Source organism: Sphaerisporangium dianthi (genome assembly GCF_042654065.1).
Taxonomy (GTDB): Bacteria; Actinomycetota; Actinomycetes; order Streptosporangiales; family Streptosporangiaceae; genus Sphaerisporangium; species Sphaerisporangium dianthi.
This window is the reverse complement of sequence record NZ_JBHSFP010000018.1, coordinates 135,006-154,339: the sequence shown is the minus strand read 5'-3', so window position 1 is coordinate 154,339 and position 19,334 is coordinate 135,006. Positions and strand designations below refer to the sequence as shown.

At 73.8% G+C, this 19,334-nt stretch carries 15 protein-coding genes; 8 read left to right on the top strand and 7 right to left on the bottom strand.

Annotated features, from left to right (window positions below):
- Positions 1 to 133: 133 nt before the first annotated feature.
- The 8 genes from ACFO60_RS24580 to ACFO60_RS24545 all read left to right on the top strand — a co-directional run bounded on the left by ACFO60_RS24580 (position 134) and on the right by ACFO60_RS24545 (position 10,502).
- Positions 134 to 1,297 carry a glycosyltransferase family 9 protein gene (locus tag ACFO60_RS24580; RefSeq protein WP_380843887.1) on the top strand — a complete coding sequence of 388 codons (1,164 nt, stop codon included), beginning with the start codon at positions 134 to 136 and terminating at the stop codon, positions 1,295 to 1,297.
- A gap of 78 nt (positions 1,298 to 1,375) precedes the next feature.
- The gene (locus ACFO60_RS24575) at positions 1,376 to 2,605 is read left to right on the top strand and encodes a glycosyltransferase (protein ID WP_380843885.1); all 1,230 of its coding nucleotides are present in this window, start codon (positions 1,376 to 1,378) and stop codon (positions 2,603 to 2,605) included.
- A 5-nt stretch (positions 2,606 to 2,610) separates the two neighbouring features.
- Entirely contained in the window at positions 2,611 to 3,375 is a 765-nt protein-coding gene (locus ACFO60_RS24570) for a D-sedoheptulose-7-phosphate isomerase (protein WP_465269886.1), read from the top strand.
- The gene (gene rfaE2 / locus ACFO60_RS24565) at positions 3,372 to 4,745 is read left to right on the top strand and encodes a D-glycero-beta-D-manno-heptose 1-phosphate adenylyltransferase (protein ID WP_380843883.1); all 1,374 of its coding nucleotides are present in this window, start codon (positions 3,372 to 3,374) and stop codon (positions 4,743 to 4,745) included. Before ACFO60_RS24570 ends, rfaE2 begins: the two co-directional genes overlap by 4 nt.
- A 68-nt stretch (positions 4,746 to 4,813) precedes the next feature.
- Entirely contained in the window at positions 4,814 to 5,494 is a 681-nt protein-coding gene (locus tag ACFO60_RS24560; RefSeq protein ID WP_380843881.1) for an SDR family oxidoreductase, read from the top strand.
- Positions 5,485 to 6,813: a glycosyltransferase family 9 protein gene (locus tag ACFO60_RS24555; protein WP_380843879.1), complete on the top strand. Its 1,329-nt coding sequence runs from the start codon at positions 5,485 to 5,487 to the stop codon at positions 6,811 to 6,813. Before ACFO60_RS24560 ends, ACFO60_RS24555 begins: the two co-directional genes overlap by 10 nt.
- Positions 6,810 to 7,775: a UDP-glucuronic acid decarboxylase family protein gene (locus ACFO60_RS24550; protein ID WP_380843877.1), complete on the top strand. Its 966-nt coding sequence runs from the start codon at positions 6,810 to 6,812 to the stop codon at positions 7,773 to 7,775. Before ACFO60_RS24555 ends, ACFO60_RS24550 begins: the two co-directional genes overlap by 4 nt.
- A 414-nt stretch (positions 7,776 to 8,189) precedes the next feature.
- Positions 8,190 to 10,502, top strand: a complete 2,313-nt coding sequence (locus tag ACFO60_RS24545; protein ID WP_380843875.1) for a rhamnogalacturonan lyase family protein — start codon at positions 8,190 to 8,192, stop codon at positions 10,500 to 10,502.
- A 145-nt stretch (positions 10,503 to 10,647) separates the two neighbouring features.
- Here the strand turns inward: ACFO60_RS24545 and ACFO60_RS24540 are convergent, their stop codons facing one another.
- The 7 genes from ACFO60_RS24540 to ACFO60_RS24510 all read right to left on the bottom strand — a co-directional run bounded on the left by ACFO60_RS24540 (position 10,648) and on the right by ACFO60_RS24510 (position 19,160).
- The gene (locus tag ACFO60_RS24540) at positions 10,648 to 10,995 is read right to left on the bottom strand and encodes a hypothetical protein (RefSeq protein ID WP_380843873.1); all 348 of its coding nucleotides are present in this window, start codon (positions 10,993 to 10,995) and stop codon (positions 10,648 to 10,650) included.
- A gap of 13 nt (positions 10,996 to 11,008) precedes the next feature.
- The gene (locus ACFO60_RS24535) at positions 11,009 to 11,881 is read right to left on the bottom strand and encodes a cytochrome c biogenesis CcdA family protein (protein WP_380843871.1); all 873 of its coding nucleotides are present in this window, start codon (positions 11,879 to 11,881) and stop codon (positions 11,009 to 11,011) included.
- Complete coding sequence (locus tag ACFO60_RS24530; protein WP_380843869.1) at positions 11,878 to 12,492, bottom strand: TlpA family protein disulfide reductase; 615 nt, start codon at positions 12,490 to 12,492, stop codon at positions 11,878 to 11,880. The genes ACFO60_RS24535 and ACFO60_RS24530 overlap by 4 nt, the downstream gene beginning before the upstream one ends.
- Before the next feature lie 89 nt (positions 12,493 to 12,581).
- Positions 12,582 to 12,905, bottom strand: coding sequence for a MazG-like family protein (locus ACFO60_RS24525; protein WP_380843867.1), 324 nt, complete (start codon positions 12,903 to 12,905; stop codon positions 12,582 to 12,584).
- 165 nt (positions 12,906 to 13,070) lie between these two features.
- The gene (locus ACFO60_RS24520; RefSeq protein ID WP_380843865.1) at positions 13,071 to 17,915 is read right to left on the bottom strand and encodes a caspase, EACC1-associated type; all 4,845 of its coding nucleotides are present in this window, start codon (positions 17,913 to 17,915) and stop codon (positions 13,071 to 13,073) included.
- Positions 17,912 to 18,421 (bottom strand): effector-associated constant component EACC1, encoded by a 510-nt coding sequence (locus ACFO60_RS24515; protein ID WP_380843863.1) that lies wholly within the window; start codon positions 18,419 to 18,421, stop codon positions 17,912 to 17,914. Before ACFO60_RS24515 ends, ACFO60_RS24520 begins: the two co-directional genes overlap by 4 nt.
- Positions 18,422 to 18,671: 250 nt before the next feature.
- The gene (locus ACFO60_RS24510) at positions 18,672 to 19,160 is read right to left on the bottom strand and encodes an NUDIX domain-containing protein (protein WP_380843861.1); all 489 of its coding nucleotides are present in this window, start codon (positions 19,158 to 19,160) and stop codon (positions 18,672 to 18,674) included.
- Positions 19,161 to 19,334 lie beyond the last annotated feature (174 nt).

Below are 19,334 nucleotides of genomic sequence, written 5' to 3'. Positions count from 1 at the left end.
CTCTGCCTCCAGCCCCGGCCCTAGCCCTAGCCCCAGCTCCGGTTCCGGCCCCCGCTCCGGCGCCGGTTCCGGTTCCGGTTCCGGTTCCGCACAGCCTTCCGGGAAGCGGCGGAACCCGGTGAGGCGGCCGGCCGTGAACGGCGGGGCCGCCGCGCGGCCGGGCACCGTCCTCGCGGTCCGGCTGGACAACGCCGGGGACGTCCTGCTGGCCGGCCCCGCCATCCGCGCGATCGCGGCGTCCGCCCGCGAGGTCGTGCTGCTCACCGGCCCGAACGGCGGCACGGCCGCCCAGTTGCTGCCCGGGGTGCACCGGGTGCTGGAATGGCGGGCGCCGTGGATCGACCCCGACCCCGTGCCGTTGAGCCGGCCGCACGTGGAACGGCTGACCTCGCTGGTGGAGGCCACCGCCCCGGAGCTGGCCGTCATCTTCACCTCCTTCCACCAGTCATCGCTGCCGCTGGCGCTGCTCCTGCGCCTGGCCGGCGTCCCGCGCATCGCCGCGATCAGCGAGGACTACCCCGGTTCGCTGCTCGACGTCCGGCAGATCGTGGACGAGACCGTGGACGTGCCCGAGGCCGAGCGCATGCTCGGCCTGGCCAGGGCCGCCGGGTTCGACCTGCCTCCCGGCGACGACGGCGCGCTCGCGGTGCGCCGTCCGCTCCCGTCGGTGGACCAGTTCACCGGCGCTCCCGGCTACGTGGTCGTCCATCCGGGGACGTCGGCGCCCGCGCGGGCGTGGCCGGCCGAGCACCACGCCACGACCGTGCGCGACCTCGTCCTCGCCGGGGTGCGGGTGGTGGTGACCGGCGATCCGGACGAGCAGGCGCTCACCGCCCAGGTAGCCGGCGCGTACGGCTGCGACCTCGGCGGCGTGACCACCTTCCCCGAGCTGGCCGCCGTGCTCGCGGGAGCCTCGGTGGCCGTGGTCGCCAACACCGGTCCCGCCCACCTTGCGGCCGCCGTCGGCACCCCCGTGGTCAGCCTGTTCGCCCCGGTCGTGCCCGCCGCGCGCTGGGCGCCGTACCGCGTGCCGGTCGTCCTGCTCGGCGACCAGCAGGCGCCGTGCCGGGGCAGCCGCGCGCGCGTGTGCCCGGTGGCCGGGCATCCGTGCCTGTCCTCGGTGACCGCCGAGGAGGTCGTCGGCACGGTGCTCGCCCTGGTCACCGCCCAGTCGGACGGCGCCGGCCGAGGCGGCGCCGTCCTGCCCGGCAGGACGGTCCTGTCCGACGCGGACGCCCCTGAGGGACCCGGGCGCGGCGCAGAGGGCGCGAGCGGCACGCGGGAGGGGACGCGATGAGGATCGCCGTGGTCAGAGGCGTCCTGGTGGGGACGCGATGAGGATCGCCGTGGTCAGAGCCATGGGGGAGGGGGCGCGATGAGGATCGCTCTGGTGTCCGAGCACGCCAACCCGCTCGCCGCCGTGGGCGGGGTCGACACGGGCGGGCAGAACGTCCACGTCGCCGGGCTGTCCGCCGCCCTGGCCGCGCTCGGTCATGAGGTCACCGTCTACACGCGGCGCGCGGCGGGCGAGGAGCCTCCCGTGGTCCGCATGGCACCGGGCGTCACCGTCGAGCACGTGCCCGCCGGGCCGCCGGAACCGCTGCCCAAGGACGAGCTGCTCCCGTACATGCCGGCCTTCGCCGCCCACCTCGCGCGCCGTTGGCGGGCCGTCAGGCCGGACGTGGCGCACGCGCACTTCTGGATGAGCGGGCTGGCGACGCTGGCGGCGGCCGAGGAACTGCGCATACCGGTCGTCCAGACCTTCCACGCGCTGGGCACGGTGAAACAGCGCTGGCAGGGCACGGCGGACACCAGTCCCCCCGGCCGCGTCGCCGTCGAACGCGACATCGGCCGGCGTGCCGCCGCCGTCATCGCCACCTGCACCGACGAGGTGAAGGAGCTGGCGGCGATGGACGTGCCGGTCGAGCGGATCACGGTGGTCCCCTGCGGCGTCGACCTGGACCTCTTCCACCCCGGCCCCCTCGACGTCCCCGTGCTCCACCACGCCGGCGGCGACGGCCGGACGGGCGCGGACGGGGTCGCGCGGATCCTCAGCATCGGCAGGCTCGTCCCCCGCAAGGGCGTCGAGACGATCATCGAGGCGCTGGCGCACGTGCCGGGCGCGCACCTGACCATCGCGGGCGGCGACCCGGCCGACGAGGAGTTCGCGCGGCTGAGCCGGCTCGCCGCGGCGAGCGGGCTGGCGGAGCGGGTACGGCTGGTCGGCAGCGTCGCCCGCGCGGACGTCCCCGCGCTCATCAGGTCGGCCCGGCTGGTCGTCACCGTGCCCTGGTACGAGCCGTTCGGCATGGTGCCGGTGGAGGCCATGGCCTGCGGCGTTCCCGTGGTCGCCTCGGCCGTGGGGGGCCACCTCGACACGGTGTCCGGCTGCGGCGTGCTGACGCCGCCGCGCCGGCCGCGCGCGCTGGCGAGAGTGCTCCGTGACCTGCTGGCCCGGCCGGACCTGCGGGCCTCGCTGGCCGCCGCTGGTCTGCTCCGCGCCCGGTCGCGGTACGGCTGGCAGAAGGTCGCGGCCCGGACCGAGTCGGTGTACCGCACCATGACCGGCGACCACGTCGACCGGCTCGTCGCGGCGGGAGGTTGACTGCCATGCACCCGCACTTCTCGCGGCTCAGCGCCGCGCTGTCCGCCGTGGACGCGGAGACCCCGAGGATCCACGCCTGGGGCCGTACCCTGGCCGCGGTGCTGGCCGGCGGCGGCAGGCTTCTGGCCTGTGGGAACGGCGGATCGGCCGCCGAGGCGCAGCATCTGACGGCCGAACTGGTCGGCCGGTTCCGCACCGACCGGCGCCCGTACGCGGCGATTCCGCTGCACGCCGACACCTCCTCCGCCACGGCGATCGCCAACGACTACGGAGCCGAGGAGGTGTACGCACGCCAGGTGCGCGCGCACGGCCGCACAGGGGACGTCCTGCTCTGCCTGTCGACCAGCGGGAACAGCGAGAACGTCCTGGCCGCGGCCGAGGCGGCGCGCGCCGCCGGGCTCATCACCTGGGCCCTGACCGGGCGCGCGCCGAACCCGCTGGCCGCCCGCTGCGACGAGGCGCTGGCCGTGCCCTCGCTGGACTGCGCGACCGTCCAGGAGGTGCATCTGGCGGTGATCCATCTGCTCTGCGACACCTTCGACGGGGCCCTCCAGGACGCGCACGCCCCCCTGACCCGCGACACGATCTCTCGCACGCGTCGCGACGGACATGACGGATACGACGGGCACGACGGCTACGGCGCAGGTGACGGCCTCGCCGCCCGCGCCGGGAAGGCCTGGTCCGACGGTGTGAACGGGCACGCGCCGGGCAACGGACGCCACAGGCGGGACCGGACCGTCCGCGGACCGCACGAGGGGGGGCCAGGATGAGGGGTGGGCCGATCGTCGTCGTCGGAGACTCATTGCTCGACGTGGACATCGAGGGCGACGCGGACCGGCTCTGCCCCGACGCGCCCGTCCCGGTCGTCTGCGGGCGCACCGAGCACCGCCGTCCCGGAGGCGCCGGCCTCGCCGCACTGCTGGCGGCACGCGAGGGCGCCGAGGTGGTGCTGATCACGGCCCTCGGCGAGGACGTGTCCGGAGAACGCCTGCGAGCCCTGCTGTCCCAGTTCGCCGAGGTCGTGCGGCTGCCGCTGCGCGGGACGACGTCACGCAAGACACGCGTCAGAGCCCGCGGCCAGACGCTGCTGCGGGTCGACACCGGGGACGGGCGTGCCTGGCGCGGCCCCGATGACGACCGGGCGGGGCGCGCGCTGCGCGGCGCGGGCGCGGTGCTGGTGTCCGACTACGGGCGCGGCGCCGCCGACACCGTGCGCGACCTGCTCAACCGCCGCACCGCGCCACTGGTCTGGGACCCGCACCCGGCCGGCTTCCCGCCGGTGCCGGGCTGCGCGCTGGTCACCCCGAACGAGGCCGAGGCCGAGGCGCTGTACGCGCGGCCGTGCACGGGCGTCGAGCAGGCGGCCCGCCACCTGGTACGCGAACTGCACGCCGAGGCGGTAGCCGTCACGCGCGGCGCCGACGGGGCCGTGCTGTGCACCCGCGCCGGCCGGACGCTCCGGGTGCCGCCGCCCATGCCGATCACCGGCTCCGACACGTGCGGGGCCGGCGACCGGTTCGCCGCCGCGGCGGCGCTGGCGCTGCGGGACGGGGCCTCGGTGCAGGACGCGGTGAAGGCGGCGGTCACGGAGGCGACGCGCTTCGTCGCCGCGGGGGGCGCCGCCACCATGCGCCTGCCCGAGCCGCCCCGGACCCGCGGGCCGCGCACGGCGCTGGACGACCGGCCGCGCACCGCGTTCGAACTGGCGGCCATGGTGCGCGCGACGGGCGGGCGGCTGATCGCCACCGGCGGATGCTTCGACCTGCTGCACGCGGGCCACGTGAGCCTGCTGCGGCAGGCCAGGGCGCTCGGCGACGCGCTGATCGTCTGCGTCAACTCCGACGAGTCCGTCCGCCGTCTCAAGGGGGCGGGCCGCCCGGTCGTCGCCGAGCGCGACCGGGTGGAGATCCTGCGGGCCCTCGGCTGCGTCGACGCGGTCATGGTGTTCGAGCAGGACACCCCTTGCCTGCTCATCGACCACCTGCGGCCGGACGTGTGGGTCAAGGGCGGCGACTACACCGGCCAGGAGCTCCCCGAGGCCGAGGCGGTGCGGCAGGCCGGCGGCGAGGTCGTCGTCCTGCCCACCGTGCCCGGCCATTCGACCACCGGGCTCATCGCCGCCGCCCAGGAGGTGGTGTAGAGCCCCCTTTCCCCCCGTCCCCCCTTCAGTGACGACGTCCCCCCTTTCGGCAGCGAGGAGCAGCGAGCATGGTGGGGAACATCTTGATCACCGGTGGGGCGTCCGGCCTGGGGAAGGCCACGGCCGACGCGGTCGCCAAAGCCGGCGGGCGGCCACTGGTGATCGACGTGGACGCCCCGGAGGACGGGGTGGACCACGTCCTGGCCGACGTCGCGGACCGCGACCGGGTCGAGGCGGCCGTCCGGGAACTGGCCGAGCGGGCCGGCGGCCTGGACGGGGTGGTGACGGCCGCCGGCATCGACCGGTGCGGTCCGCTGGCGGAGGTGCCCGCGGCCGAGTGGGAACAGGTCATCGGCGTTAACCTCCTCGGCACCGCCTCGGTGGTGCGCGCCGCCCTGCCGTACCTGGTGCGCTCGGCGGGCCGCGTCGTCACCTGCGCCTCGACGCTCGGCCTGCGGGCGGTGGGCGACGCGACGGCGTACTGCGCGGCCAAGTCCGGCGTCGTGGGCTTCACCCGGGCGCTGGCCGCCGAACTGGCCGGGCAGGTGGGCGTCACGCTGCTGGTGCCGGGCGGCATGCGCACGCGCTTCTTCGACGACAGGGACGAGCGGTACCGGCCGGGTCCGGACGCCCGGCTCAACCAGCCCGAGGACGTGGCCGCGGCCGTCGTGTTCGCGCTCGGCCAGCCCCCCGGGTGCGAGGTCCGCGAGCTGGTCGTCTGCCCGTCCACGGAACCGTCATGGCCCTGAACCGCACGCCGCCGAACCGCGCGGCCCCGAACCAGACGGCCCCGAACCAGACGGCCCTGAACCGCGCGGCCCCGGAGCTCGCGGCCCGGAACCAGACGGCGCCGAACCAGGCGGCGGTGAACCGCGCGGCCTCGAACCAGGCGGCCTCGAACCAGGCGGCCTCGAACCCTGCGGCCGCGGACCTCGCGGCGTCGAACCAGGCGGCGGTGAACCGCGCGGCGCCGAATCGGGCGGGGCGGCCGGCGGTGCTCCGCGGGCGGCCGGGGTTCCGCGGCCGGTCGGCGTCACGGGAGCGGCCGGTGGTCCGCGGGCGACCGGTGCTGCTGGTGCTGCGGGCGCTCGGGCTCGGCGACCTGCTGACCGCCGTTCCCGCGCTGCGAGGACTGCGCCGGGCCTTCCCCGGTCACCGCCTCGTACTGGCGCTGCCCGCCGCTCTGGACGGCCTGGTCCCGCTGATCGGGGCCGTCGACGAGACGCTCGACGTGACGGGGCCAGGACCGGTGCCGTTAGACCGTCCTGACATCGCGGTGAACCTGCACGGGCGCGGCCCGCAGAGCACCGCCGCGCTGTCCCGTACCGATCCCGGACGCCTGCTCGCGCACGCGCACCCGGACTTTCTCAGCCTTCCGGGCCCGCCTTGGCGGCCAAGCATGCACGAGGTGGACAGATGGTGCGAATTGCTGCGGTGGTATGGCATTCCCGCCCAACCGGCCGACCTCCGGCTGGACCCGGCAGGCCTCCTGCCCGGCCCGGCCGCCCCCCGACCCGCTGCGGCCCGCCCTGGAGCTGACGCGACGCCCGGTCCGGACCCGGCCGGCCTCGCGCACGGACCAGGGAAGGTCGTGGTGGTGCATCCGGGGGCGGCGTCACCGGCGCGCCGCTGGCCGGCGGAGCGGTTCGCCGAGGTGGCCGCCGCGCTCGAACACGCGGGCCACCGCGTCATCGTCACCGGGAACGCCGCCGAGCGCTCCCTCGCCTTCCGCGTCGGCACGCTCGCCGGCCTTCCCGCCGAGCGGGTCGTGGCGGGCCGTACGGACATGCGCGGCCTGGCGCGGCTGGTCGCGAACGCGGGAGCCGTGGTCTGCGGCGACACCGGTGTCGCGCATCTGGCCACGGCCTTCGCGACGCCCTCGGTGGTGCTGTTCGGCCCGGCGGCGCCCGCGCAGTGGGGACCGCCGCCCACCGGCCGCCATGTCGCCCTGTGGGCCGGCCGGCACGGCGACCCGCACGGGAACCGCCCGGACCCGGGCCTGATGGAGATCGGTGTGGAGGCCGTGCTCGACGCCGCCGTGAATCTTCTGGGAGTGAGCGTGCGATGAGAGCACACCGGGTCGTCGTGACCGGAGGCGCGGGTTTCCTCGGCTCCCACCTGTGCGAGCGGCTGCTGGCAGAGGGCGCCGCCGTGATCTGCATGGACAACTTCCTCACCGGCTCGCCCGCCAACGTCGAGCACCTGATCGGCCGGCCGAGGTTCCGGCTGGTCGAGTGCGACCTCACCGGGTTCGTCCACGTGCCGGGCGAGGTGGACCTGGTGCTGCACTTCGCCTCGGCGGCGTCCCCGACCGACTACCTGCGCCATCCGATCGCCACGCTCAAGGTGGGCAGCCTCGGCACGCTGCACGCGCTCGGGCTCGCCCGCGAGAAGGGCGCCCGGTTCGTGCTGGCCTCCACCAGCGAGGTGTACGGAGACCCGCTGGAGCACCCGCAGCGCGAGACGTACTGGGGCAACGTCAACCCGGTCGGCCCGCGCAGCGTGTACGACGAGGCCAAACGGTTCGCCGAGTCGCTGACGACGGCCTACCGGCAGTCCCATGGCGTCGACACGGCCATCGTGCGCATCTTCAACACCTACGGCCCGCGCATGCGCCCCTACGACGGGCGTGCCATCCCGACGTTCGTCCGCCAGGCCATCCAGGGCGAGCCGATGACCGTCACCGGGGACGGGAGCCAGACGCGGTCGATCTGCTACGTGGACGACACCGTGCAGGGGGTGCTGACCCTGGCCGACGGCGGCTTCGCCGGGCCGGTCAACATCGGCAACCCCTCGGAGCTGTCCATGCTCGAGCTGGCGACGATGATCAGGGATCTGGTGGGCTCCTCCTCGCCGATCACGTTCGTCGACCGGCCGGTGGACGACCCCGCGGTACGACGGCCGGACACCTCTCTGGCCGAGGCCAGGCTCGGCTGGCGTCCGGAGATCGACGCCGTCACCGGGCTCCGCCGCACGATCGCCTGGTTCGAGCGCGATCTGCTGGAGGTCACCAGCCGCCCGGCCTCCTGAGCGAGGCCACCGGCCGGGCCTCGTCCCGGACAACGCCACCGGCCGGGCCGCATCTCGAACGGCGCCACCAGCCAGGCGCTTCCCGAACGAGGCCTCAGCCGGCCGGTGTCCCGGACGAGTGGATCAGGCGCCGGCCGTTCCGGCTCCCGTCTTCGTGGAAGTTTCAGCCGTCCCGTGGCCGTGACCGGCAGCGCCGGAGCGATCGGCGCAGGTAGTGGACGACGTCCGGGGACGGCCACTTCGCCATCCCGCGCCCGGCGGCCCGTCCGCGTGACCCGCGTGCCCGGATCGGCCTAGTTTCGAGCGGATCGATCGGGAGGAAGGTCAGGCCCCGCCGATCGGTCGATCACCCGTCTGTCGAAGCGCTTCGACACACGGGTCCGGTGAAGAGCGCCTTGCACGCAGAGGAGAGTCATGCGCCAACTCACAAGATCGCCCGTTCGCCGCCTGGCCGTTCTGGCGGCCGCGACGGCCACGGCCGTCGCGTCGCTGACGACCGTCTCGGCCCACGCCGCCGCCGGTTGCCGGGTGGACTACGCCGTCGGCACACAGTGGACGGGAGGTTTCACGGGAAACGTGACCGTGACCAACCTCGGCGACGCGATCGACGGCTGGCGGCTGGTCTGGAGCTTCACCGCCGGCCAGCAGGTGGTCCAGGCGTGGAACGCCACGGTGACCCAGAGCGGCGCCCAGGTCAGCGCGGCGGACGCCGGCTACAACGCCGCGCTCGCCACGGGTGCGAGCACCACGTTCGGCTTCAACGGCTCGTGGAACAACTCCAGCAACCCGTCCCCGGCGTCGTTCACGCTCAACGGCGTGACCTGCGACGGGACGACAGGGCCGACGCCGACGCCCACCCCGACGCCCACGCCGACTCCGACTCCGACCGTGACGCCCACCGTCACCCCGACCCCCACACCGACGCCGACGCCGACCCCCACCCCGACTCCGACTCCGACGCCCACGCCCACCCCCGCGAACGCGCGGCAGGCAGAGCGGCTGAATCGGGGCCTGGTCAGCGTGCGGTCCGGCAGCGGCAACCTGGTCTCCTGGCGCATGTTCGCCAACGACCCCTCCGACGTCGCGTTCAACCTCTACCGGGGCTCCACCAAGCTGAACTCCTCGCCGATCACCGGGTCCACGAACTACCTGGACAACGGGGCCGCGGCCGACGCCTCCTACACCGTGCGGCCCGTCATCGGCGGCGCGGAACAGGCCGCCTCGGAGAACTCGCTGCGCTTCACCGGCGGCGCCTACCTTGACGTGCCGATCCAGCCGCCGTCCGGCGGCACCACCCCCGACGGGGTCGCCTACACCTACACCGCGAACGACGCCAGCGTCGGCGACCTCGACGGCGACGGCCAGTACGAATTCGTCCTGAAGTGGGACCCGACCAACGCCAAGGACAACTCCCAGTCCGGCTACACCGGCAACGTGTTCGTCGACGCCTACAAGCTCAACGGCACCCGGATGTGGCGGATAGACCTCGGGCGCAACATCCGGGCGGGGGCGCACTACACCCAGTTCCAGGTGTACGACTACGACGGCGACGGCAAGGCCGAGGTGGCCATGAAGACCGCCGACGCGACCAAGGACGGCACCGGGGTGGTCATCGGCAACTCCGGCGCCGACTACCGCAACTCCTCGGGGTACGTGCTGTCGGGGCCGGAGTACCTGACGATGTTCAACGGGCAGACCGGTAAGGCCATGTCGACGGTGAACTACGACCCGCCGCGCGGCACCGTGTCGTCCTGGGGCGACAACTACGGCAACCGGGTCGACCGGTTCCTCGCCGCCACGGCCTACCTGGACGGCACCCGGCCGAGCCTGATCATGTCGCGTGGCTACTACACGCGCACGGTGATCGCGGCGTGGGACTTCCGCAACGGCTCGCTGACCAAGCGGTGGACCTTCGACTCCAACTCCGCGGGGTCGCAGTACACCGGTCAGGGCAATCACAACCTGTCCATCGCCGACGCCGACGGCGACGGCAGGGACGAGATCATGTTCGGCGCGATGGCGATCAACGACAACGGCTCCCCGATGTGGAACACCGGCAACGGCCACGGCGACGCCATGCACGTCGGCGACCTCGACCCCTCCCGCACCGGCCTTGAGGTGTTCAAGGTGGACGAGGACTCCAGCAAGCCCAGCTCCTGGATGGCCGACGCGCGCACCGGCCAGGTGCTGTGGACGACGCCCGCCAACGGCGACAACGGGCGCGGCGTGTCCGGCGACATCTGGTCCGGCAGCGCGGGCGCCGAGTCCTGGTCGGCCAAGGCCGACGGACTGCGCAACACCAGGGGCGCCAACGTGGGCGCCAAGCCGTCCTCGATGAACTTCCTGGCCTGGTGGGACGCCGACCCGGTGCGCGAACTGCTCGACCAGACCCAGGTCGACAAGTACGGCACCAGCGGCTCGACCCGGCTGCTCACCGCCTCAGGCGTGCACTCCAACAACGGCACCAAGGCGACGCCCTCGCTGTCGGCGGACCTGTTCGGCGACTGGCGCGAGGAGATCGTCTGGCCCACCAGCGACGACCGGGCCCTGCGCATCTACGCGACCACCAACCAGACCGACCGGCGGATCTTCACGCTGATGCACGACATCCAGTACCGCGAGGCCATCGCCTGGCAGAACACCGCCTACAACCAGCCCCCGCACCCGAGCTTCTTCATCGGGAACGGGATGTCCACCCCGCCCAACCCGAGCATCTACACCCGCTGACCCACGCGCTCACTCGACGGCTCCCTGAGCCGCGATCCTGCTCAGGGAGCCGTCGCACCGCACGATCGATGAGGCTCCCCATCCGCTGCTCCGGCCAAAACGGTCGGCCAAACGCGACCTGCCGCAGGTCAGTCGCCGATCTTCTTCAGCAGCCCGTCGGCGACCTCGGCATCCGGCGCCGGCCGGTCGGTCCCCACGGCCTCCCACCCCCCGGATGCGCGTACATGCAGCGTGCCGGCGCCTGCGGCATCGACAGCAGCGTGGCCCACGGCTCGGGGCGACCGCCGAGCAATTCTGCGGCCGCCGGGGTGGCGGCGCAGCACGGCCGCGTGCAGCCGCCCCTCACCGCCGAAGGTGGCATACAGCTGGAGCGGCTGAGCCCGGTCGCCGTCACCACCTCGGCGACGCCGGCGGTCTCGCCACCGCGCTGCCAGAACAGGTGTACGACCTGATCCAGAACCGTGTCCGGGTCGAAGTGCTTGACGTCGGGCACGCCGCCACGAGCGTCAAGAGCTCTCGCGCCCGGCGCGGGATCGCACCAGGCGGCGGGCTACGAATCCAGCCCCCAGGAGTACGGCGAGCGCGGCCGCTATCCAGGCCGGGTCGAGGGTTTCCAGCCAGCCCGAGACGGCGCCCTGCACCCCGGTCACCGAGTCGATGATCGGATCGCCGGCAACGGCTCCGGCGAACAGGCGCAGTTCGTACCAGCCGTAGTAGGAGACGTACAGCCCCGCGAGGATGAGGAGGGCGCCGCTGATGCGCGGCACGTACGGCAGGATGCGGCGCATCCTGGCCACGGCGGTGTGATGCGCCAGCGCGACCGCCAGCGACAGCAGCGTGATCACCAGGCCCATGCCGAGCGCGTAAGCGAAGAAGACCGCCAGGCCGCCGAGGATGCCGCCGCTGGTCAGCGAGGCGGAGGTGATGGCCAGGAACGGGCCGACGGTGCAGGACAGGGAGGCGACGGCGTAGGACAGGCCGTAGCCGTAGTGGGACAGGCTCCTGGTGCGCAGGGCGGGCACGCGCAGCAGCATCTCGCGGCCGGACAGCAGCCGGCCGCCCAGGGCCAGCAGGGTCAGGCCGATGGCGATCGTCACCCATGGCAGGTAGCGGCCCAGTGACAGCGCCAGCGGGGTGACGAGCAGGCCGAACAGGCCGAAGACGGTGACGAAGCCCGCGGTCATCGCGGCCGACAACGCCAGGGCACGCCGCACGCCGCCGCGGTCGTGGGCCTCGGCCGCCCCTGCGGCGGCGGTGGACTTGCCGCTGGTATCGGCCAGGAGCGCGGTCAGGTAGGCGGGCAGCAGGGCGAAGCCGCACGGGTTGAAGGCGGCTATGGTGCCCGCGGTCACCGCCAGGGCCAGCGGCAGGTCGCTCATCCCGCGCGGAGTTTCTTGACGTACGCGGTGAGCTCCTCGGCGCCCAGCGGGCCGGTGGCCTTGGTGGTGGTTCCGTCGGGCCGCATGAACAGGAAGGTGGACTGGGAGGCGATGCCGAACTTGGCCCAGACCGTGCCCTTCTCATCCGACAGGTGGGTGAGGCCGCCGGTGCCGGTCTGCTGGACGAACTCCTTCATCGCCGCTTCGCTGTCCAGGCTCGCGATGCCGACGAAGGACACGTCCTGGTAGGTGTCGGCGGCCTTCTTGACGTTGGGCGCCTCGGAGCGGCACTTGGGGCACCAGGGCGCCCAGAACCAGAAGACGACCGGTTTGCCGGCGAGGGTGTCGCCGGCGAACGCCTCGCCTTCAAGGGTCTTGGCGGTGAATCTCAACGCCTTGGGCACGGACGCGGAGGCCGTCGGCCCAGGCGGGGACGTCGATGCGGTTTCCTCCGGCGTGGCGGTCCCGGCGCCACCCGGGCCGGCGGTAGCGATGCCGGCGGGCGTGGCGCCGGCGGGCGTGGCGGAGCGGGTGCCATCCGGTCCGGCGGCGCACCCGCACAGCGCCAGGGCCGAGGCGGTGACGGCGATCAGCGCACGTAGTGTGATCATGCCCCCAGCGTAGGCACGAGGCGTGGCCCCAATCCTTACGCGATGATGACGCTGACCCGCGACGTGATCGCCGGCTCGCCGCGGCCTGGTCAGCCTCGAGAAGTGAGCGATCGGGTGGTGACGCCGGCCACGTGGGCTTCGAAGACGCGCGCGGCTTCGGGATTACGGGACCTCAGCGCGACCATGGCGGTGAGGATGACGTCGCACAGTTCGGCGTCCACGTCCTGCCAGGTGTGGGTGAAGCCCTTGCGCGGGTTCTGGCCGAAGGCGCCGACCACGGCCGCGGCCACCTCGCCGGCCTCCTCGGAGACCTTGAGGATGCGCAGCAGCAACTCGGTGTCCGGCGGCTGCTTGGCCTCGGCGTCGAGCCAGGCCACGAGCCGTTCGACGTTCTGCCAGATGTCGGCGTCCATGACCGCTGAGAGTATCGAGCCCGGGTGCGACGGAGGGGCCGATCGGAACGGCGGGATGGCCGGTCGCACGGCCGATCGGCCCGGATTTCGCCGGGCCGGCGCATTTCCCGGGTCGGCGTACGGACACCCGCGATCGCCGGCTCCGGTGCTGAGCCGGAGCGGTCGTCAGGGGGTCGCCGTCGCCCGGAGTAGCAGGGAGCCGGTGGTCTTGGCGCCGTCCGGGCGCCAGACGTAGCAGAACGCCTGGCCTCCCCGGTTCCGGCGCTCGAAGTAGCCCCAGTACAGCGACGGCGGGCCGGGGGCGTCCTCGGCGGGCGTCCTCACCCCAGGGAACAGGCGGTGCACCTTGGTGTAGCAGCCGCCCTGTTCGTTCTCTCCGTCGGCGACGACCTCGAAAGTGTGCGGGGCGGAGCAGTCCAGCCGCAGCACCCGCCGCCGGTCCGGGCCGCTCTCGAAGCAGTCGCCGATGCGCAGCAGGTCCACCTCCACCGGCGTCGGCGTGGTCGCCCTTGGGTCCGGCGTGGCGTAGGCGGGGGTCACCGGGCCGGGGATGGGCGAGGTGGGGCGGGCGGCCGGCTCGTCGTCAGCCGGTGGGCCGCAGGGTGGGCTGTAGGTCCGCCCCGGCATGTACTGCTCCCACTCCGACCGGCTGATGGAGGCGCCGAAGGACGAACAGAGCCGGGCGACGAGCTGCTCAGGCGTCGTGGGGTACAGGGCGATCTTCCCGTCGGAGGCGGTCGCGAGCAGTCCGCCGGGTCCGAAGGCCACGGCGGCGGCCTCGCCGTCGTGGGCGTCGAGGGTCGCCACCAGGTGAGGTGCGGTGGGCACGCTCACGTCCCACACGCGGGTCTCGTACGCCCCTGCCGCCGCCAGCAGCCGGCCGTCCCGGCTGAACGCCACCTCGTTCATCCAGTCCTGGTGGTCCTGCACGTCGGCGAGCTTCCGGGAGTAGCGCGGCGGGGACAGATCCCAGAGCTGGAGCCGCCGCTCGTCGGCCCTATTCTTCAGCGGGCTGCCCCCGGAGGCGGCGAGAATGTGGCCGCCCGGGCGGAACGCCATCGTCGACAACTCATCGCCGGGCGCAATGAAGCGGGCGAGCGGCTCCGGGTGGTGGGGGTCGGTGATCTTGTACACCCGGATCTCCGCCCTCTGGTCGCCCACGGCCAGCAGAGCGCCGTCGTCGCTGATGGCGACCGCCCTGGTGGACGCGATGGGATCCCCCGGCAGGCGGGCCAGCAGTGCAGGCTCGCCGTCCTCCGCCGGCGAGGTGAGGTCCCACAGCGCCGGGGTCTGGCCGCTGGTGGCCAGGACGCGGCCGTCCGGGCTGACCGCGGTCCACCAGACCACGCTGCCGGGGTCGGGGGTGAACTCCGTGAGGCGGCGGATCTCCCCCTGCGGGCTCACGGCCGAGACGACCACGTCGGCGTCCCTGCCCGCGGTGATCAGTAAGCGGCCGTCGGGGGTGAAGGCGGCGCTGTTGACCCAGCTCCCGTGCTCGTCCAGGGTCTGCCGCAGGACCGGGTGCCGCGGGTCGGCGACCGACCAGACGCGGGCCGTCCCGTCCATCGCGGCCGATACGAGCGTGCGGCCGTCCGGGCTGAAGGCCACGTCCAGCAGGTCGTCCTGCGCGTCGGTGTCCCGCGGATGCTTCCCCGGCAGGGTGAACGAGGCGAGGGCGCCGGGGCTGGTGAGGTCGGCGGCGTCCCAGAGTCGGACGGCGCCGTCCAGGGAGGCGGAGAAGTAACCCGCCCCGCCGGGCAGGAGGCCGACGTCGGCGACCGGATCGAAGTGCCCGGACAGGACGCGGACCTGCCGGGCCGTGCCGGGGTCTCGGACGTCCCACACCCCGAGCGTGGAGTCCTGGGAGGCGGACAGCAGCGTGGCGCCGTCCGGGCTGAAGACCAGCCCGTTCACCCGGTTGGTGTGCCCGTTCAGGGTGCGGAGCCGGCGCGGGCGCGCGGGCGTGGAGATGTCCCACAGCTGGACCGTGTCGACGCCGCCGGCGAAGCCATCGATGTTACCGTCCCCTGTCGCGAGCACTCGCCCGTCCGGGCTGAAGGCCAGGGCGCCCATCCCCCAGGCACCGTAGTCGATCTTCGCGAGCCTCCGGGGCGCGCGGGGCCGGGAGACGTCGAACAGGGTGGCGGCCCCGCCCTCGGCCGCGGCGAGCATGCTGCCGTCGCCGCTGAATACCAGTCTCTCCGCGAGGCCTCGGATCCGGCCGAGCGACAGGGACAGCCGCCGCGGATGGGCGGGATCGGCGACATCCCACAGGGCCGACCCCCGACGGTCGCCGTCCCGGGTGTAGAAGATGGCGAGGATCCGGCGGTCGGGGCTGAGCGCCATCGTGTCGATGTCGTCGAACTCCTCGTCGGCCCTGCCCATGACGTCGGTCAGGTCCACGGTGATCGACGGCCGGTCGGGGTCGGACACGTCCCACAGCAGCACGATGCCGTCCGTGGTGGCGGTGAGCAGGCCGCGGCCGCCGAGCACGAACTCGGTGAACGTGAGGGCGCCGGAACCGGGGTTGAGCTTCCCGCGCGCCGTCCGGCGCTCCAGGTCCCAGAGCAGCACGTTCCCGCCGCCCAAGGCCATGAGCCGCCCATCTGGACGGACGGCGGCGTGATGGACGTGCTGCCCCAGCTCGACCACCGCGGGGGCGCTCTGGAGCGCGAACAGCGCGGCGTAGGCCTCCGGGGTCGGGGAGATCCGGTAGGCGGTGAGCGCGAGCTGCCTGGCCAGGTTCGGCCGCCGCTCGACCAGGGCGACCGCCGTCCGCCCCAGCCTCCCGGAGTCGGCGACGTCGCGCTGCTCCACGGCGACCCGGGCCGCCGTCACGGCCTCGCCCCGCTGCCGGAACGCGATCACGCTGGTGGCCGCGACCAGGACGCTCACGACGGCCAGTGCCGCCGCCAGACGCCACAGGCGGCGGTTGACCCGCCGCTCGGCCAGCACGAGCCGCTCGCGGTGCTCAAGCCCGGCGTTCAGGAACGCGGTGACCAGGGCCGGGACGTCGTCACGTGACCGGGCGAGCGCCACCGCGCCGTCCAGGATCGCGTCCTGGTAGACGGCGCGTTCCCTGGTCTCGGGGCGGGCGGCCCGCCAGGCGGCGGCGTCGGCCTCGAGTTGCCCGCGCCGGCGGATCCAGTCGCGGTTCAGCGCGATCACTTCGGCGAGCAGCGGCCAGCTCCCGGTGAGCGAATCGTGGACGATCGAGACGTTCCGCTCGCCGTCCACGCTCAGCAGGCGGGCGTCGGTGAGGACCTGGAGCACCTGCCGGGCCGCCGCCGCGTCGGCCTCCTCACCGAGCAGCCGCGCCAGCGGGACCGGCCGGCAGATCACCAGGTCGTCGTGCGGGCCGATCACCAAGGCGAGCAGCATGCGCCGCGCCACGGGTCGCAGCGGGCCGGTCAGCGCGGCGTCCGCCTCCTCGGCCGCCTTGCGCAGGGCGCCGTCGATGCCGCCGGACTCCTCGTACGCCTGGACGGTGAGCACCCGGTCGGCCCGATGCGCCCAGGTGACGGTCAGCGCGTACGACAACTGCGGCAGCGCGGGGACGCGCCCGCCGCGCAGCTCGCGCAGCAGCAGCGTGACCAGGCCGTCCGCCAGGTCCAGCCCCGCCGCCCGTGCGGGGCCCTGGATCGCCTCCCGCAGCTCCGGCTCCGTCATGGGGCGCAGGTAGTACGGCCGGTCGTCGAGCAGGTCGGCCAGCGCGGGGTAGGCCAGGCAGTGTCCGGTGAAGTCGGGGCGGACCGCGAGGACGACGTGGAGGGGCCCGGGCTCGATGGGGAGCACGGCCGTGACGAACGCCTCCCGCTCGGCCTCCGGCGCCGAGAACACGGCCTCGAACTGGTCGACGACGAGGAGCGCCCGGCCGTCGGCGCCGAGGACCGGCTCAAGCGCCCGGCGCAGCGCCCCGGCGGGGTCGGTGTCCAGGGCCGCCCGTATGCCGGCGTCGTCGGCGCGGGTCGCCCGGGCGACGGCGCGGGCGAGCGCGGAAAGGGGGGCGGTGCCCGGCTCGACGAGGATGTCCAGCACGGCCCGGCCGTCGATCCCCCGCTGCCGCACGGCGGGGATGAGCCCGGCGCGCAGCAGCGACGACTTGCCGAAGCCGGAGGGGCCGATCAGCATGAACGGCCGGGCGTCGCCGTGCAGCCGGTCGGCCAGCTCGTCCACGGCCTTGCCCTGGCCGTGGAAGTAGCGGGCCATGTCGGTGCCGTAGGGCGCCATGCCCGGGTAGGGGCAGGCGGTGTCGGCCGATTCGTCCCGATCGCCAGATGGCCCGCCGGGCATGTCAGGGGGTCGGTAGGCCGGATTGTGCGCGATCAGGAGGTTCTGCCCCAAGTCGCCGGACCGGTGGTGCGGCCGCACCTTCAGCGTGCGGTCCAGGTGCCGGTAGACGTCGTCCAGCTTCAGCGCGTACGGAGCGGTCGGGGCGCCGTCCCGCAGCAGTTCGATAAGGCGGCCGGTGAAGGCGGTGTGACGGGCGCCGGGCGGCGCGAGCGCGAACTCCGTGGGGCCCGCCGAGGCCAGCAGGTAATGCGCGCCGCCGTGAAGCGAGGCGTGGCCGGAGAAGCAGCAGTCCAGGATGACCACGGTCGAGGCCACCGCGTTCTCGGCGAGGGCGTCGGCCACGCCGCCGAAGTCCAGCCAGCGCTCGCGCAGGTGGTAGGTCCGCTGGTCGGACTTCGCGGTGCCGAGGTAGAAGCGGTCGGAGGTGAGGTTGCCGTGCCCGGCGAAGTAGAGGAGGAAGACGGTGGTGGCGCGCCGGCTGACCTCGGAGATGGCGGAGTACAGCCTCTCGGGTCCGTCCGGGTTCAGAAGCTCGGTGATCGACGACTCGGCCACGCCGCACCGGGTGACCAGCGTTTCCCGCAGATCCTCGACCGTGGTCTCCACGGCGGGGACGTCGGGAAGATAACGCTGGTCGGCGGCCGGATACCTGCTCACCCCGACCAGCAGGACCTGGACGCCGGGACCCGACAGGTCGGTCGGCGCCCCGGCCGTCACCCCCGGCCGCCCGGTAGCCGCCTCCGCGCCCGCTCCTCGCCACCCTCGCCCGGCGCCCCGCCGACAGGGGGTGCCGTCTCGTCCGCGCCGGGGCGCGGCAAGGACGGCGGGCCGTCCGCGCCGGGGGGCGGCAGGGACGGCGGGCCGCCGTCGAGGGCGGCGGCGAGCCGGTCGACGTACGCCTCCATGCGCGCCCCATCCATGCCGTCGAGGTCGGTGGCGGAGATGGTGAACTTGGCTCCGTCGGCGCGGACCACCTCGAACGACACGTCCGGGCGGCGACGGCGCAGCCAGGTGACCAGCACGGCGGCGAGGCCGGTCACCGCGCCCGCCGGGCCGAGCGCCACCAGCAGCACGTCGACGACCGATGACAGGACGCCCTCCGGCGGCGGCGCCGGCACCGCCTCCACCCGGCCGCGCAGCTCGCGCTCTCGGACCAGCCACCTGCGAAGGTCGTCGAGGTCCCCGGCCGGGTCGTCCGACCGGACCGCGATCCGCACGTCCATGCCCACCCACCCCTCTCAGTGGTCCAGCGCCCCGGTCTCCGGCGCGGGTCCCACCGCTACTTCGACGCCCGTCCACCGGCCCGCGTTGTCACCTGCCCGTCGAGCGGGTTCGCTTTCTGCGGCGTTCTCGTCACTCAGGGCGAGCCGGCGCGGGCGCCTCCGAGCGGCCGGTGCGCCCGATCGTCCAGTCAGGTCGGTCGTCCGGTCAGCTCGGTCGTCGAGTCGGCTGGGCGTTCGGCTCGGCCGGAGGTCATGGGGTGAAGTCCGGGGAGCCGCCGGTGAGGTAGAAGGACGTGCCGTCGCTCTTGGCCGACAGGGCGGCGCGCAGGCGGCGGACGAGGTAGGAGGGCATCAGCGCCCTCGCCTCGTCCTCGTCGAAGAAGCCGCACGCGTCCAGCTCCTCCTCCTGCAGGACGAGGCCGTCGGCGCCCTGCAGTTCGCCACAGTCGAACAGGAAGTGCACCAGGGGCAGCGGCCGGTCGCCGAACGGCGGCACCCAGTGCACGCCGAGGAGGCGGCCGACCGGCACGGTGAGACCGAGTTCCTCGGTCAGCTCGCGGGCGCACGCCTGGTCGGGGGTCTCGTCCTCGTCCACATGGCCGCCAGGCCAGAGCCAGTGGTCGCGGTAGTTCGGCTTGACGAGCAGCACCCTGCCCCCGGGATCGGTGATGAGCGCACCGGCGCCCGAAAGGGTCTTGTTGAGCCCGGCGTAGAACTCGTCCGGCGGTAGCACGACCATGGCTTCGACCGTATCGCCGGGACCGCCGCCGTCGTCCCTTAGGGGACGCCCCGTACACCTGAAGAGGGACGGCCGTCGCGGCCCTACCCCTTCTGGGGTATTCCCGATCTGCGTTCAGCGGCCGATGTGATCGTCTTTCCCGGCTTCTACCTTCAAAGGAAAAACGGGAGCTGG